Raw genomic sequence first — 15281 nt, 5'->3', positions numbered from 1 at the left:
CCGTGCAGTACAGGAATCATCTTTTACAGGTAGCCTAGGCCTTTTTTTAAAATGTCCTTTACAGAGGGTACACTTTAAATCAGGTCATCCTTTTTTCTATTACTTACGTAAACAATACCTCTACATATGAGGATACAAGCAAAATGGTAATAAGTATATTTATTGTTCTAAACACTTTCGGCTGGCGGTCGTCAGGAATTTCCTTTTGCTCACAGAGTCTGTATGTCATTTGATTAATATAGAACAAGATAAACACAGCAAATGGAATATAAAATAAGATCAATCCTACTCCCCCCAAACATTCTTCTTAATTATTAATTAATATATCGTAGCCATCTTCAATTTCTTCAATTAGACAAGACTTCGGTGCTCTTATTATCTGTTTGAGATATATAAAATCCGGTACACAGAGACCGAAATTAATGGCCGCAGCGATTGTAAAATAATGAATATAACCTGGAAATAATATACATGCACCCAATAATAAAAAAGTTAAAACCAAGCATGGTGTAAGAAGCACACCGGTAATAAATGGTTTTGATAGCGAGTATTTTGAACGTGTTGAAATTACTGGTACAGCGCCATACCATTTCAGAATAATTGTTATCCGTTTGCCTGACAACCAAAATGGAATAATATGCAGGAGCTCATGTAAAGGATAAATTAGAACTAGTGCTAATACAAAAAAAAGTGAGCCCTCTTCCCTCAAATCGATTGAAGAATACATTAAATTCAATGGTAGATAAAACAGAATAAATGCCATGAACATTGATATGAAGGATATCAATGTAATTCGATGGAACCCATAATCCTTTGACAGATTAATGGTTTTCCAACAAGTCATAAAAAATCACCTTCCGCAATCATCAATAGTAGCAATAATGCGTGTTCAATGAGTCAGGAACAATGAGAAAAGAATGGATCCACAAGGGTCGGAGTACATAAACTCCTACAGTCTAATCATTTGGTGACTTTTTGAACATCTTCATATTTAATAATCTCTAAACTTACTAAACTACTTTACTGTGTTTCTGAAGAAATTGCAATAGGTACAGCAAAGAACGACAAAGAACTTGTAAATTCGACTTTTTTGGGAATAATAATAACCAAATAAGAACGATCCTTATAGGGGAGATTCGGATGGAGACACTTGAAGAACGCATTGAACGCCTTGAGTATTATCAATCTTTAGTCATGGGACTTGTGGATGACAGATTAGCGCCCTTTTATAAAATGATAATAGACGCTAAATTAACGAAGAACGATGTTGAGGAATTATTGAACCTTTGTGAAGAATTGAGCATTAAATTCAAAGAACAAAAAGCGGAGGGATTGGTTGTATTCACACCGCTTTTAACTCATTTTGTAGGCATGCTTCATCCTAATTTAAATCCTGAGCAGACCATATATGTCCTGTTGAAACAAGGGATGTATACTGATCTAATGCAAGAACTAAAAAAGATGGTTGCTAATATTCAGTAATTTTACAATAAGTTACGATTCTATTTTCTCTTCTACCCTTTTATATAACTTACCGTCAACTTCAATGAATTCATCCTTAATATTTTGGAACGATTTTTCAAAGATCTCCATGTAATCATCGCCGTAGATATTTCGAACGATACTCATTACTTCAACTACCTCTGGGAACTTCCCATAAAGCTTGCGTAATGGAAGGGCACCGTCGAAAACTGCATTTTTACTAGGGTCATAGGCTTCAATAATCTTAAGGAATATCTCTTCACCTTGTTCAGTTAGTTCAATGTACGTGTTACGTTTATCATTTTCTTTCTTAGAAAACTGAAGTAAACCTCTTTCTTCCAATTTCTTTGAAAAGTTAAACACAGTAGAAACATGCATGACTCCAAACTTAGCAATCTCAGAGATTGATGCTCCCTTCAAATGATACGCAATCCAAAGGATATGATGCTCATTAATATTTAGATCATAAGGTTTGATCCACTGTTGCCAATCCTTTTCAATAGATTTCCATAGTGCCTTACTAAGTTGTGCAATTCTCTGACTAAAAAGGATTGCCTCTTTCATAGAGTCCAATTTTTCTTCATGTTTCATAGATTCACCCACTTTTTATTTCTCTTACTACTATTATGCCAATAAAATAAAAATTAATAAAGATGTAAATTTACAAAATTTTTAAATAAAGTGTAAAAAACTGATTTTATTTATGTAAAACTGATTCTTCAAGATTTTGCAGTGCGCTTTCAATTTCTAAAAGCTCTTTTTGAATATTTTTCTGATTCCCTTCTACATCTTGTCTCCAATCCATGATGGATTGCTTTACCTCAGTAGAAAAATCAGAAATAGTAGAGACAGAATGTTTTGTTGAACTAACAACTTTGTTTTTTAAATTTTTACCATCAGCAACCACATGTGAGATGACTTGAGGAAGCCCCTTTTGATTATTTCTCAATACTTTTCTAAGATCTTTGCCAGTTGTAGGGGTACTCAATAAAACCGAAATTCCTCCTATAACTGTTCCAATTGCAACTCCATATAATAATGACTTTGTTTTGTCCACTTCTATCACTCCATATCCAATACTTTTTCCCCTCTTTTTAGGTAGTAAGGTACCACATTTATACTTTAAGATTGTTCTGTTGGTGTACTTCACTCGGGACTTTAGCCCTTAGAAAAAACAATCAGGTTTCTGTGACTATTATCAGTAGGTAAATACTCCTACTGTGCAAAGTTTTTCACTTTATTACACATTTCTACAAAAAGTGAAAAACTCCTCTTACTTTCATTATTTTTTAGATAGTTCTTTATGTAAAAGGTCTTGTTGAATGTACCAGCGATCAACGATACTGTTTCGCAATAAGACAAAGGTAAGTTGTATTGTTTCTTTTCCCCCTTCCTTTTTAAAGATTTCTACTTCAACTGGAATTTCAATACTTAAAAGGCCATGACTATCATCAACTGGTAAATAGGACATATTTTTTATTGTAAAGATACTAATTTCATCTAATTTTTTATATAGTTTTTTCAACTTCTTTCTTTCCATCATTGTTTGAGCAAGTATTTTTTTATCACCTTGGTTAATACCTGCAGAAAATATATTGATTAATTGATATGGGTCAGCTTTGTTAATGAATTCATCAAGCTTTCCTCCTGCCTTTAAAAGCATAAGCATATGGGCAAAGTCAGGTTCTTTTGACCCGTGTGTGGTACTTCCTAAGAAGTGCACACAAAAGTGTCCTGGGAAACCGTTTTGAAGTGCACCCGCACCGTGTGGCATTCCATGCATAGAGGCGGCAATCATTTGGTCTTCATAGCGCACAATAATTGCTCTTCGTTTCCAACTCCATTTACCACTATATATTTGTTTCATTATTTTTGTATCTTCTATCGTTAATGGTTGTACATCAGCATGTGCACTGCCAGCTCTTCTTTGAACACGGAATTCTAAGCCAGTTTCAATATCAATTATCGTGAAGAAGGATTTCCTCGGAAGTAGCTCATTGACGATTTCCCACGGAACGAGCTCAATTTTAAAGCTAATCGGGGAATCCTGTTCTTCATATGGACTGCTGTTAGCCTGTACTGTTGAGAACACTGGTACACACAAAAGCACACAACATATAATTACTTTAATCATCGTTGTTCCCTTCTTTCTTAAATTTAGCTTGCCAAATAATTCTTAATTCTATTTATAGGAAAGAAAAAAACTCGCCCATAGTAGGACGAGTTTTCAATAAATTTATTTATGAAAGCCTGGCTTATAGAAACTGCGATTATCTAATGCAAATACCCGTTCCGAGAATTCCCCAGGTTTAACTCGGTCAAGAGCACGGTCTAGCATATTCATCTTGGCGTCAAGGTTATCAATATAATGAAGAATTTCTGCTTCCTTAATGAGTGGAGGTTTAGGACTTCCCCATTCAGCCTTACCATGATGACTTAAAACAATATGTTGAAGAACTGTCACTTCTTCTCCGTCAATGCCTAGTTCTTTAGCAGCCTGTCCAATTTCGTTGACCATAATCGAAATATGCCCTAGTAAATTTCCTTCTACAGTGTACGTTGTTGAGATAGGTCCAGATAGTTCAATTACTTTTCCGAGATCGTGTAAAATAACTCCTGCATAGAGTAGGTCTGTATCTAATGACGGATACAGATTTGCAATAGCCTTCGCTAAATCCAACATAGACACAACATGATATGCTAGGCCAGATACAAATTCATGATGATTTTTTGTTGCGGCTGGATATTCATAAAAAGATGCTTGGTATTTTTTTAATAGGTGTCGAGTAATTCGTTGTATATTTGAGTTTTGCATCTCAAAAATGTATTGAGTAATTTTAGTTGCCATTTCGTCTTGTTCAATAGGTGCAACTTCCAGAAAGTCACCTACCGTAACCCCATCTAAGTCAGTGATAGGTCTTATATTACGAATTTTAAGCTGATTTCGTCCTCGATAACTATTGATATCTCCAACGACTTTAACAATACTTTGTGCGGCATAGCTTACTTCATCATCAGGAGTCGCATCCCATAACTTTGCTTCTATTTCTCCACTTTTATCCTGTAGGATTAGTGTTAAAAATGGTTTACCGCTACTTGCAATTCCTTTTGAGGATGACTTTATAAGTAAATATACGTCTATTTGCTGTCCAACCTCATAGTGGACAATCCCGTTGACCATATCTATTCCTCCTGCATGTATTAATTGTTATCTAGTTATCTATCAAATTATAACATACTTCGTTAGTATATCTCTTTGTACGTTAATTCCTGACCTAGTAAAATAGGTTTACTATCTTTGCATTTCTCCAATACATGTTGATGACAAGTAAACAACAAAACTTGATGATCCTTGGAAAGTTCTTGAATTAGTGATATTGCATAATCTAATCTCTCTGAGTCAAAATTCACAAAACTATCATCAATAATAAATGGAAATGAAACATTCGGATGCATTGTATGTGCCAACGCAAAACGAAGTGCAATATAAAGCTGTTCAGCGGTTGCCTGACTTAATTCGATTGGTTTATAGCGAATACCATTAGTACCCTCTACGAGAAAACTTTCTGAGTCACTTTCTGAAAATATACGATTGTATTTTCCATTTGTTAGGATTGAAAAATAAGTTTCAGCTTTAGCAATTACCATAGGTAGACGGATCTCTCGATACTGTTTGATTGTTTTCGTTAAGATGTCTTTTGCAACAGCATGTGCCGCCCATTTTTTAGCAAATTCTTTGGCAGCCGTTTTTTTAGCTTCAAACGAATGAAGGACATCTGCATATGTTCCTCCATCTTCAAGCTCTTTAATACGATAGTTGATTTCTGAACGTTGCAGCTGCAAACCTTTTTCTTTTTCTGTAGTTTGTTTAATTTCTTCGGTCGTTTCCTCTATTACAGTTTGATAATTTTCGTCAAGCTCACACTTATCTACAAGAGTTTCAAATCGGTCTAATTGTGCTTGAAGTAAGATAAGTTTTTCTTTTATTCCTTTTGCTACCTCATTTGACTGTCCTTTCGCTCGAAACTCTTCTTCATTGTTTACATTAGCATGGTCCCATAATGTCTGGCACTCACTCATAATATGCTTAATTTCAAATTTTAACTGTGACATTCTATCAGATGCATCCTTGATTTTCCCCTCATCATCAAAGACCTTTTCTTGTTTCTTTTTTTCTTCTTGTAGATGGATGATTAGCTTTTCAACAGCAGAACTATAATTATCTACTTGAAGATTCACTTTTTGAATAATCATTGCCACTCTTTTTTGGTAGCCCTTGATTGCTTCTAGAGTTTCCTTAATTTGCACCTCGAGCTTTCTCTTCTTTAAAACTCTTTCTTTAAGAGATTCTAGAATTAGAAAGGCGTCCATTAAACGTTCATTGGTAATTTGTTCTGAAATTCCATATTGCACCCTGCATTGTTTAGCTTTTTCCTCTATGGCAAATTGTCCTTTTTCCCACTGTTCAAAGGCTTCTACTACCTTGTTATAGGCTCTTTCGTTTTGCATCAAGGAGGATTTTTCAATCTCAATTTGCTGCCGTACTTGCTGATCTCTTATGAGTCTATTAGATGCTTCGGTATCGTGATTATACACTGTGCTTTGAAGCTGCTCCTGTATTTGCACTAATTTTCTCGATAATATATCCCTTTCTTCTTTCAGGTCACCTACGCCAGAGGAGAATTGGGATAATAATAAAGTTCCAAAAGGGAATAAAAGAACTAATAGAAGCGTAAAGAAACCTCCAAAAAGCCAGTCTGACTTCATGAATGAAAATATCAATGCAAGCATGATTGCTGCACCTATCCCACCCAAAAGAAACTGTAATTTTCTCTTAGTTTGTATCCGCTTTTTCTGAGATCCTTTAATCTTTAAGTCAATTCGATTAATTTCTTCTTCGATATATTCTTTTTCTTTTTCTAAATCTGACCTTTGTGACTGTGAACGTGCAGCCTGCTCGCACCTCTTCCTTTCGTCTTCCGAAAGAACTTGTTTCTGATACTCTTTTAGTTTCGTTTCATTGGTTTCTAATGCTTCTTTAGCTCGGATAAAGTTTTCATCTAAAAACTGTTTCCGCTGCTTACTACGTTCAAATTCCGAAGTTATTTCAGAAAATAGATCTTTTGCGGAAATACTTGTATCAAGCAATAGTAATTCTTCATCAGACACCACCATATTTAAGCGGTTTTTCAAGTGTGTCATCTCATCTTCAATTGAAAGCAGTTCATTCTTTAAAGCAGTTGCATTATTTTTTTTCTCATTATAAAGGCTCTTATTTTTGGAAAGCTCATTGATAGCCTGTTCATTCTCAAGATATGAATAATTAAGCTCAATGCTGGTCATTGATTGTTCCCATTCGACAACTTTTTGAGTTAATGCTGAAAGCTGTGCTTCATATGGCTTTAATTGTGACTGGAGCTGGTCTAACCGCTTAATACCGGCTTCTGGGAATGGTTCGTAGCTAGGAAGTTTTTCCAGGTGTCTTTCCAGTGTCTTGTATTCCTCAAGCAAAGGCTGAATCGATTGTAGGCGTTCTGCCTCTTTAATCTTTGACTGTAATAATGCTTTGTGGAGTTCAAGATGTTCTAGGCTTTCATCAACCTCACTTTTTCTATCTAACAAAGCCAAATATTCATTGTTTTGGTTTTGCCATTTTAATATATTTGCATGTTCCTCTTTAAGCATCGCAATTTCATGATTAAGGAGTGGCTTTTTTCCACTTGGCTTAAATATACCGTCCATTTCCTTTATAAGCTTATTTTCTAAGCTTAGTAAAGCATCTGTTCCGACAACACCTGATGAAAATAAAAATCTTCCTACATCTTCAGAACGTAATTGGTGGACGCCTTGAAGACCATGGATATTAAACGAGTAAATATTTTGATAGAGTGACTTGTCCATTCCTCGGAACAACTCTGCGAGAAATTCTTCACCAGCCACAGTTCCATCAGGTAAATAAACACTTACATCACCCGCTGCTTTTCCAGGCAATCTTTCAACCATAAGCGTTCCATATTGTTCTGTTTCGACGATTAGTTTTCCTCCATACTTCGCACCTGATTTAGGGACATATCTTTGTTCTTGTTGGGCCTTTGTAGGAAAGCCAAATAAGATACTATGTATAAATGACATAATTGTTGATTTCCCTGCTTCATTTTCACCATAGAATGTTTGAAACGTTGGAGAAAGCTGAAATTCTCTATTTTCAAGCTTTCCATAGCCATATATTTGAATACCAATAATTTTCACAAGGTCACCCCCTTTTTGCTTGATTTATATTTGAAAGGATTAGCTTTTCTGCCTCTTGGAGAATCTCCTGTAATTCCTCGTCAGTAAATGACTCTACATATCTTCTATAGCCTTGATTGCTACGTAAAGGGGCAAATGCATCACCATACTCCTCATAAGTCTCAATGTTTTCCAACAAATCACTAATAAAATGTGATTCTTTTTTAAGTTTGTCACGGTCAATTTCTATTTGGCTATTAAACTTTACTTTACTCACCCAAACAAAATTGTTTGACTCTTCATCATCATTTAATAGCGCGACTAAGTCTTCCTGTGTCGTGTTGTCTTGAAGACTCTCGTGGAGGGTCCCTGAACCTATTAATTCAATGGTTAAAAATAAACCTTGCTTTCCTTTACGAAGGCTATCTTTTAAGGAAAATAGTTGGTCGCTAAGCTCGTTAAAGCTCTTAATACCCGTAATATCAAAAGAAGTAGTTTCCCATAGAATCTCTGCGGTAGGTATAAAGATAGTCGTAGCGCCCTGGCTTGATAGGGTTACGAGATATCCACCTTTCTCACCTGTTTCCTTTCTATGCCTGCCTTGAATATTCCCTGGATATATAATCGGCGGATTCTCGGATAATACGTCTCTTTTATGAATATGGCCGAGTGCCCAGTAATCAAACTCTTTTTGTAGTAGCTCTGAAAGTAAAAATGGAGCATAACGGCTATGACTGCTTTCTCCTTCAATACTTCCATGCAGTAAACCTATATGATAAGGAGATTCATCTTTTTTTACATAAAAACGTGTTTTATTTTCTTCTACTGATTTCCTTAAGTAGCTAAAGCCATATATGTTTGCCAGAACCTGTCCTTCTTTTTCATAAGACTTTACTTCAACTTCTTCGCTTGTAAACACATGTACATTACTTGGCCATTCAAAATGTGGCCAACTTCCTCCTAAGTGATCATGATTTCCATGAATGATATACACAGCAATATCGTATTTTTGGAGGCGTTCCATTTCCATACGGAATCTTGACTGAGCACGTAAACTTCTATCTTCCCCATCAAATAGGTCACCTGAAATAACGACAAAATCAACCCGATGTTTAATGGCAGCATTTATTAATCGTGATAAAGAGATAAAAGTACTTTCCTGAACACGCTTAAATATACCTTTTGGAAGATTTGATAACCCTGAAAATGGACTATCTAGATGTAAATCAGCAATATGTAAAAAAGTAAGTTCCTTCATACAGTCCGTCCTCCTAGTATTAGTACTTTCATTTTACCACCCGAATCATACGAATGCACGTTCTTATTTATAGAAAAGAAAAACACGCAACCATTGGTCGCGTGCTGTAAAATCATTTCTCTTTTTTCGTTAGATGCAGTGCTTGTCTTATGTCTTTAAAGGACGACGACTTTCCATACATTAGTACTCCGCCACGATATACTCGAGCCCCAAATATAGCTAGAAGGACAATGGTTAAAACAAGTAAGCCAATACTTAATGCAATTTCCCAAGTTGGGATTGTTAACATTCCTACTCGTAGGAACATAATCATTGGCGCAAAGAACGGAATATAAGATGTTACTGTAATAAACGGAGCTTCTGGCTTTGTTAAACCAAACATTGCAATCATGAATGCAGCCACAATTATCAGAGTCATAGGTGTGATCATTTGGTTAATATCTTCAATACGACTTACCAGAGATCCTAAGAATGCTGCTAAAGTCGCGAATAAGAAGTAACCTAATATAAAGAAAACAACCGCATAAACAAATGTTGAAACTGGTACATCACCGAAACCAAACACCTCAAAGAATCCACCATCCATCTCTGACATGCTTTGTTTTAGTGATGCGTATCCAATAGCAAGGATTACCGCAAATTGAGTTAAACTAAGCAAAGCGATTCCAAGGATTTTTCCAAACATTTGTTTAATAGGTGAAACACTAGATATTAGAATCTCCATTACTCTTGATGATTTTTCAGTTGCTACCTCCATCGCAATCATGTTTGCATACATAATGACTGCGAAATAGATCACAAATAGAAGCACATATACTAATCCACGAGCTTGACTAAGTTCTTCCTCGGATTTAGCATTTTCAGCAAGTGCCACTTTTTCAAAATATACAGGAGAATATAGCTCAGTAATTTGGTCTTGAGTTAAACCGGCTTTCGTCGTAGCAATAGTTACCTTTAACTGTTGTAGTGTCTGTTCTAATTGGCCAGACACTTCAGAATCTGTAATTGATGTTGCCTTATAGACACCCTCTGGTAATCCATCTGCATTTTCTGATAAAAGGAGGTATCCTGTAAGATCTCCATCATTTACCTTCTTCTCAGCTTCTGTCTCATTTCCATCAAATCTCTCTAATTCTATGTCAGGTGACGAGGCGTTAAGTGTCTGTTCAAAAGCTGTAAAGAGGCCATCATTTTTAGTTAATACGGCAATATTTATATCTTCCTCTTTATCAAACGTCTCAATAATTGTTTGGATATTTGATAATCCAAAAATAAGTAATGCAGTGACAATTGTTGTAATTATAAAGGATTTTGTTTTAAGCTTACTCCAATACGTATGGAAAAGAATAATCCAAAACTTATTCATAGGAAGCACCCACTTTCTCAATAAAGATATCGTTGAGGGATGGTTCCTCGAGTACGAACTTTCTTACAAAACCTTTACCAGAGATTGATTCTAATATTTTTTGGGATATTTGCTCACTCTCTACCTGAAGGTGAAGTCCTTCTGCCGTTTCCTTTGCTTTCGTTACACCAGGAATACTTTTCAGATGACTAATATCAAAATCTGCATGAACGATTACATTTTTCTTACCAAAAGAGCGTTTAATTTCTTTTAGAGATCCATGCACAACAGGCTTTCCATGATGCATAATACATAGATGTTCACATAACTCTTCTACATGCTCCATACGATGACTAGAGAACACGATTGATGTTCCTTCATTTTTTAAATCTACAACTGCTTCTTTTAAGAGCTCTACATTGACAGGGTCAAGTCCACTGAATGGTTCGTCTAAAATTAGAAGTTTTGGCTTATGAATCACTGACGCTATGAATTGAATTTTTTGCTGATTTCCTTTTGAAAGCTCCTCGACTTTTTTTGTAGCATATTCAGGAACTTTAAATCTTTCTAACCAATAATCAATTTGTTTCAGGATTTCCTGTTTTTCCATACCACGCAATCTAGCTAAATAGACTAGTTGATCTCGAACCTTCATTTTCGGATATAGTCCTCTTTCCTCAGGTAAGTATCCTATTAGATGACTCGTATCATAATTAATCTTTTTACCGTCCCATGAAATACGGCCTTCAGTAGCGTCTAGTAATCCAAGAATCATACGAAACGTTGTCGTTTTTCCAGCACCGTTCGCACCTAGAAATCCAAACATTTCCTTTTCAGGTATTTCAATAGATAAATGATCTACTGCTGTAAACTTTCCAAAACGCTTTGTAACATTTTCTAGTTGTAATGCCATTTTCGTCTCCTCCTTCTCCCATTAGGTAGTACGTTTAAATGTACTTTTGGTTTCATTTTTCTACAACTTTTTCCATATAAAAAGCTACCATGGCCTATATCATAATTGTTGCATCAAGCCTGGCTATCTACTAAACTTTAAGTATCAGAATTTTTATACAAAAGGAGATTAATGAAATGAATTACGTTTTAACTGTATTTGATAAATCTGGAGAAATGCTTTTAGAGGAATCCTTCGAGGCAGCATCTGAAAAAGAAGCGAAAGAAATAGGCGAAAAAAAGTTGCAGGAGAACAACTATTTGGAAGCGACGCACCGCTGCACAAGCTCTGCAGGGAAACTAATTTTATTCCATCGTTAAAGAAAAAGGTTACCCATTGGTAACCTTTTTCTTTTACTACTTATTTCCCTACAAATGTTGGCTTACGCTTTTCTAGAAAAGCCCTTACGCCCTCTTGATGGTCCTCTGTATTTCGCATTTCCTGTTGTCCTTGTTTCTCTAATTCTAGTATTGTCTTAAGTTCTGGTAAGTGAACCTGGTTAAAAATTGTTTTTGTTTGTACCATTGCTTTCACCGGTTTCTTTAACCATTTTCCAACCTTTTGTAAAACTGCGCCTTGTAAGTCATCGTCAGCCACTTCATCGATTAACCCGATTGATAGCGCTTCCTCAGGAGACATTTGTTTTCCTTCCCAGATGACTTGCTTCGCCTTAGCTTCTCCAAGTCTTCTTTGTAGGAAGAAGTGTCCACCACCATCTGGAATTAAAGCGATTCCAATAAAATTCATTGCTAAAATGGAATGTCTATCAGCAATAATATAATCTGCAGCAAGCGCAAAACTGAGTCCTAGTCCCGCAGCTGGTCCATGAATTGCACTTATCACTAGTTTCGGCATTGTATAAAGCGTTGTCATAAGTTCTGAAATAGTATCCATTACTGGTCCAAATGCACTTTCATCAGTAGAGCTTAGCATCGTTTTGATATCTCCACCAGCCGAAAAACCTCGCCCACTTCCAGACAAAATAACAATGCTTACTTCATCGTTGGATGCTACCTCTTTTAACGTTTGTACAAGTTCATTTAACATCGTGACATCCATTGCATTAATTGCTTGAGGACGATTAAGAGTGACATGAGCTACTCTATTATCGATATGTAAAAAAACAGTTTCACTTTGTTGAGTTGCCATTTTTACTACCCCCTGTTTGTTATTTGTTTCCATTATACAATTATATAAGTATAATAGAAATAATTTTCTAATAGTTTAAGCCATCCACTGAAGATGGATGGCCGTGCATTACTACTTCATTTCTGATAGATGTTCCTTCAATTGGTCTCGTAAAGCTCTCTTTAAAAACTTTCCTACAGAAGTTTTTGGTATCTCGTTCATAAAGACAATATCGTCTGGTAGCCACCACTTTGCAAATTGAGGTTTTAAGAACTCATAAAGATCTTCTTTAGTCGTTGTATCTTTAGCAGTATCTTTTAAAACAACACATGCAAGTGGTCGTTCCTGCCATCTTTCATGAGGAACAGCGATAACAGCAGCCTCAAATACCGCATCATGAGCCATCAGAGCATTCTCAATATCGACTGATGAAATCCATTCCCCACCGCTCTTAATTAAGTCCTTTGTACGGTCGACAATTTTTACAATTCCTTCTTCATCAACTGTTACAACATCCCCGGTATGTAACCAGCCATCTCTAAAAGCATCTTTGGTTCTCTCATCCTTATAATATTCATCTGCAATCCAGTTTCCTCTTAATAGAAGTTCTCCCATTTCTTTGCCATCCCAAGCTACTTCACCATCAGGTCCAACCACCTTCATATCTACAAGAGGGACTAGTGAACCTTGTTTTGACCGAATTTCCAATTTGTCTTCATCAGACAAATCATTTTGGTAGCTCTTTAAGCGAGATAGTACAACAAGAGGCGTTGTTTCAGTCATGCCATACGCATGAATAAATGGAATTTTATATTTTGACTCGAATGCTTTAATAAGCCCCTTAGGTGCTGCAGAACCTCCACATAAGATACGAGTTAAACTACTAGTGTCATAGTTTCCTTGCTCTAGTTCATTCAGAAGTCCTAACCAAATGGTTGGTACCCCTGCTGTAATTGTGACTTTTTGTGATTCAATTAGTTCCGCAATAATTTTTGGTGTAAAATAAGGTCCTGGCATTATTTGTGTCGTACCAAACCATGTGGCAGCAAACGGAATTCCCCATGCATTTACATGGAACATTGGCACAACTGGCATTGCTATATCACTTTCAGATAAACCGGAGCTGTCTGCAAGTCCAAGGGCCATACTATGTAAGACAACTCCACGATGAGAATAGATCACACCTTTTGGATTACCTGTAGTTGCAGAAGTATAGCACATCCCAACCGGGTCATTTTCATCAATATCTTTTTCGAATTCAAATGATGGGTTCCCTTCACTAATGAGTTGCTCATAATGATAGACTGGCTCAAGGGTAGTTTCTGGTAAGTCTTCCTTATCAGTCATAATAACGAAGGCTTCTACCGTTTGTAGTTCGTCTTTTATTTTTTCAATCAAAGGTAGCAAATCATCATCTACAAATAAAATTTTATCTTCTGCATGATTCACTATATAGGATATATGAGCAGGTGATAGTCGAATATTAATGGTATGTAAAACAGCACCTACCCCAGGAATAGCAAAATACGTCTCCAGATGGCGGTGATGGTTCCACGCAAGAGTACCCACACGTTCTCCTTTGGCTACCCCTAATTTGTGGAGAGCACTTGAAAGTTTCCTTGTTCTCTCGCCTATTTCCTTATACGTGTGAGTCACAATTCCAGTAGATGTCCTTGTGACAACTGTTTTCTTTGGATAATACTTTTCTGCGCGTTCTAACATAGAAGAAACAAGCAACGGTACATTCATCATACTTACATTCCTCCATAAAATGTATTTAAAGACTTTTCTTTTTAGCCAGTCCTTGGATGATTTTTTCACTATGCTCTCCTAACGCTGGAGCACTCGTTCTTCTTACTACAAAATCCTGCTCATATCGAGTTGCAACCTGGACACTCTCTTTATCCTTTACAATCATCTGACGAACTCCACTGCCGTACCTATTCATTGCTTCTGTGGCTTCAAGTACTGGTGCAAGGCAGCAATCTACCTCTTCAGCAAACTCACTCCATTCTGCTAGAGTTTTGCTTTTAAAAAGATTAGTTAGTTCCATGAAGGTAGGATTCTCTAGATTTGCGTAAGAATATTGAGTTTTTATCCATTCAGGTTTTTCACAAGCATTACAGAAGTTCTCCCAAAACTTTTTCTCTAAAGCGCCTAGACTAACATACCTGTGATCGCTAGTTTCATAGATAGCATACGAAACAATGGTACCTGCTAAAGCTGTAATTCCATTTTGCTTTCCTGTTTTATGTGCTAGGACAAAATGATTATTCATTAATCCTAACAACGCATCTACTAGTGAAACATCGATATATGTTCCTCTCCCTGTTTGCCCTCTTGCAAATAATGCAGCTAGTATGCTTTCAGATGCAGCCATTCCTCCTAGATGATCTGCGAGTGTTAACGATGGATGTATTGGTCTCCCTTTATGATCCTTCAATTGGGAAAGGACACCTGTTAGTGATAGATAATTTATATCATGACTACCTAGAGTTGCTTCCTTTCCCACAAGCCCATAGCCTGAAATAGAACAATAGATAATTTTTTCATTGGCTTTGCTCACAGATTCATAGTCAAGTCCAAGTCTTTTCATTACTCCTGGTCTAAAACTTTCTATAAGTACATCGGCACTTTTTATTAACTCAAAAGCTCGTTCTAACCCGCCTTCACTTTTTAAATTGACTGTAATGCTTTGTTTAGAAGCATTGTTTGCCTCAAATACAATTCCTTGTTCATCCGGTGGACCCATTTTTGCACGAGCAAGCTCTCCATTAGGAGGCTCGACTTTGATGACAGTTGCCCCAAAGTCTGCTAATCTTAACGCCGCATAAGGACCTGGGATATATTGTGAGAAGTCTAGGACTGTTCTCCCTTTTAAGTACATG

The 15281-nt window shown here is 36.3% G+C and carries 15 protein-coding genes; 2 read left to right on the top strand and 13 right to left on the bottom strand.

Going from position 1 to position 15281, the window contains the following annotated elements; translation table 11 throughout:
- Window positions 1-103 precede the first annotated feature (103 nt).
- Window positions 104-283, bottom strand: coding sequence for a hypothetical protein (locus tag AB3M96_RS07425; RefSeq protein WP_412966941.1), 180 nt, complete (start codon window positions 281-283; stop codon window positions 104-106).
- A gap of 24 nt (window positions 284-307) precedes the next feature.
- Complete coding sequence (locus tag AB3M96_RS07420) at window positions 308-844, bottom strand: DUF3267 domain-containing protein (protein ID WP_412966940.1); 537 nt, start codon at window positions 842-844, stop codon at window positions 308-310.
- Between the two features lie 296 nt (window positions 845-1140).
- Between AB3M96_RS07420 and AB3M96_RS07415 the strand changes: the two genes are divergently transcribed.
- Window positions 1141-1482, top strand: a complete 342-nt coding sequence (locus AB3M96_RS07415; protein ID WP_412966939.1) for a DUF1878 family protein — start codon at window positions 1141-1143, stop codon at window positions 1480-1482.
- A gap of 12 nt (window positions 1483-1494) precedes the next feature.
- Here AB3M96_RS07415 and AB3M96_RS07410 read toward each other — a convergent pair whose 3' ends face one another.
- From AB3M96_RS07410 to AB3M96_RS07375, 8 genes are all read right to left on the bottom strand, one after another.
- The gene (locus AB3M96_RS07410) at window positions 1495-2073 is read right to left on the bottom strand and encodes an HTH-type transcriptional regulator Hpr (RefSeq protein ID WP_412966938.1); all 579 of its coding nucleotides are present in this window, start codon (window positions 2071-2073) and stop codon (window positions 1495-1497) included.
- 106 nt (window positions 2074-2179) lie between these two features.
- Entirely contained in the window at window positions 2180-2539 is a 360-nt protein-coding gene (locus AB3M96_RS07405) for a YtxH domain-containing protein (RefSeq protein WP_412966937.1), read from the bottom strand.
- A 225-nt stretch (window positions 2540-2764) separates the two neighbouring features.
- On the bottom strand, window positions 2765-3616 hold the full coding sequence (locus AB3M96_RS07400; protein WP_412966936.1) for a hypothetical protein: 852 nt from the start codon (window positions 3614-3616) through the stop codon (window positions 2765-2767).
- Window positions 3617-3718: 102 nt separating this feature from the next.
- The gene (yhaM, locus tag AB3M96_RS07395; protein WP_412966935.1) at window positions 3719-4663 is read right to left on the bottom strand and encodes a 3'-5' exoribonuclease YhaM; all 945 of its coding nucleotides are present in this window, start codon (window positions 4661-4663) and stop codon (window positions 3719-3721) included.
- Window positions 4664-4725: 62 nt separating this feature from the next.
- Window positions 4726-7731 carry an ATP-binding protein gene (locus AB3M96_RS07390; RefSeq protein ID WP_412966934.1) on the bottom strand — a complete coding sequence of 1002 codons (3006 nt, stop codon included), beginning with the start codon at window positions 7729-7731 and terminating at the stop codon, window positions 4726-4728.
- Window positions 7732-7735: 4 nt separating this feature from the next.
- Complete coding sequence (locus AB3M96_RS07385; RefSeq protein ID WP_412966933.1) at window positions 7736-8968, bottom strand: metallophosphoesterase family protein; 1233 nt, start codon at window positions 8966-8968, stop codon at window positions 7736-7738.
- A gap of 112 nt (window positions 8969-9080) precedes the next feature.
- Window positions 9081-10334 (bottom strand): ABC transporter permease, encoded by a 1254-nt coding sequence (locus AB3M96_RS07380; RefSeq protein ID WP_412966932.1) that lies wholly within the window; start codon window positions 10332-10334, stop codon window positions 9081-9083.
- Entirely contained in the window at window positions 10327-11226 is a 900-nt protein-coding gene (locus AB3M96_RS07375) for an ABC transporter ATP-binding protein (protein WP_412966931.1), read from the bottom strand. The genes AB3M96_RS07380 and AB3M96_RS07375 overlap by 8 nt, the downstream gene beginning before the upstream one ends.
- 176 nt (window positions 11227-11402) lie before the next feature.
- Here AB3M96_RS07375 and AB3M96_RS07370 point away from each other — a divergent pair, with 176 nt between their 5' ends.
- Window positions 11403-11585 (top strand): YhzD family protein, encoded by a 183-nt coding sequence (locus tag AB3M96_RS07370; RefSeq protein WP_412966930.1) that lies wholly within the window; start codon window positions 11403-11405, stop codon window positions 11583-11585.
- 40 nt (window positions 11586-11625) lie between these two features.
- On the opposite strand, the gene AB3M96_RS07365 is transcribed toward AB3M96_RS07370, so the two are convergent.
- The 3 genes from AB3M96_RS07365 to AB3M96_RS07355 all read right to left on the bottom strand — a co-directional run bounded on the left by AB3M96_RS07365 (window position 11626) and on the right by AB3M96_RS07355 (window position 15280).
- Window positions 11626-12414 (bottom strand): enoyl-CoA hydratase, encoded by a 789-nt coding sequence (locus AB3M96_RS07365; protein ID WP_412966929.1) that lies wholly within the window; start codon window positions 12412-12414, stop codon window positions 11626-11628.
- 111 nt (window positions 12415-12525) lie between these two features.
- Complete coding sequence (locus AB3M96_RS07360) at window positions 12526-14145, bottom strand: long-chain fatty acid--CoA ligase (RefSeq protein WP_412966928.1); 1620 nt, start codon at window positions 14143-14145, stop codon at window positions 12526-12528.
- A gap of 25 nt (window positions 14146-14170) precedes the next feature.
- Window positions 14171-15280: a CaiB/BaiF CoA transferase family protein gene (locus tag AB3M96_RS07355; RefSeq protein WP_412966927.1), complete on the bottom strand. Its 1110-nt coding sequence runs from the start codon at window positions 15278-15280 to the stop codon at window positions 14171-14173.
- Window position 15281 lies beyond the last annotated feature (1 nt).

This window comes from Ferdinandcohnia jepli (assembly GCF_047246645.1).
GTDB lineage: Bacteria > Bacillota > Bacilli > Bacillales > Bacillaceae_L > Ferdinandcohnia.
This window is presented reverse-complemented; position numbering and strand designations above follow the sequence as displayed.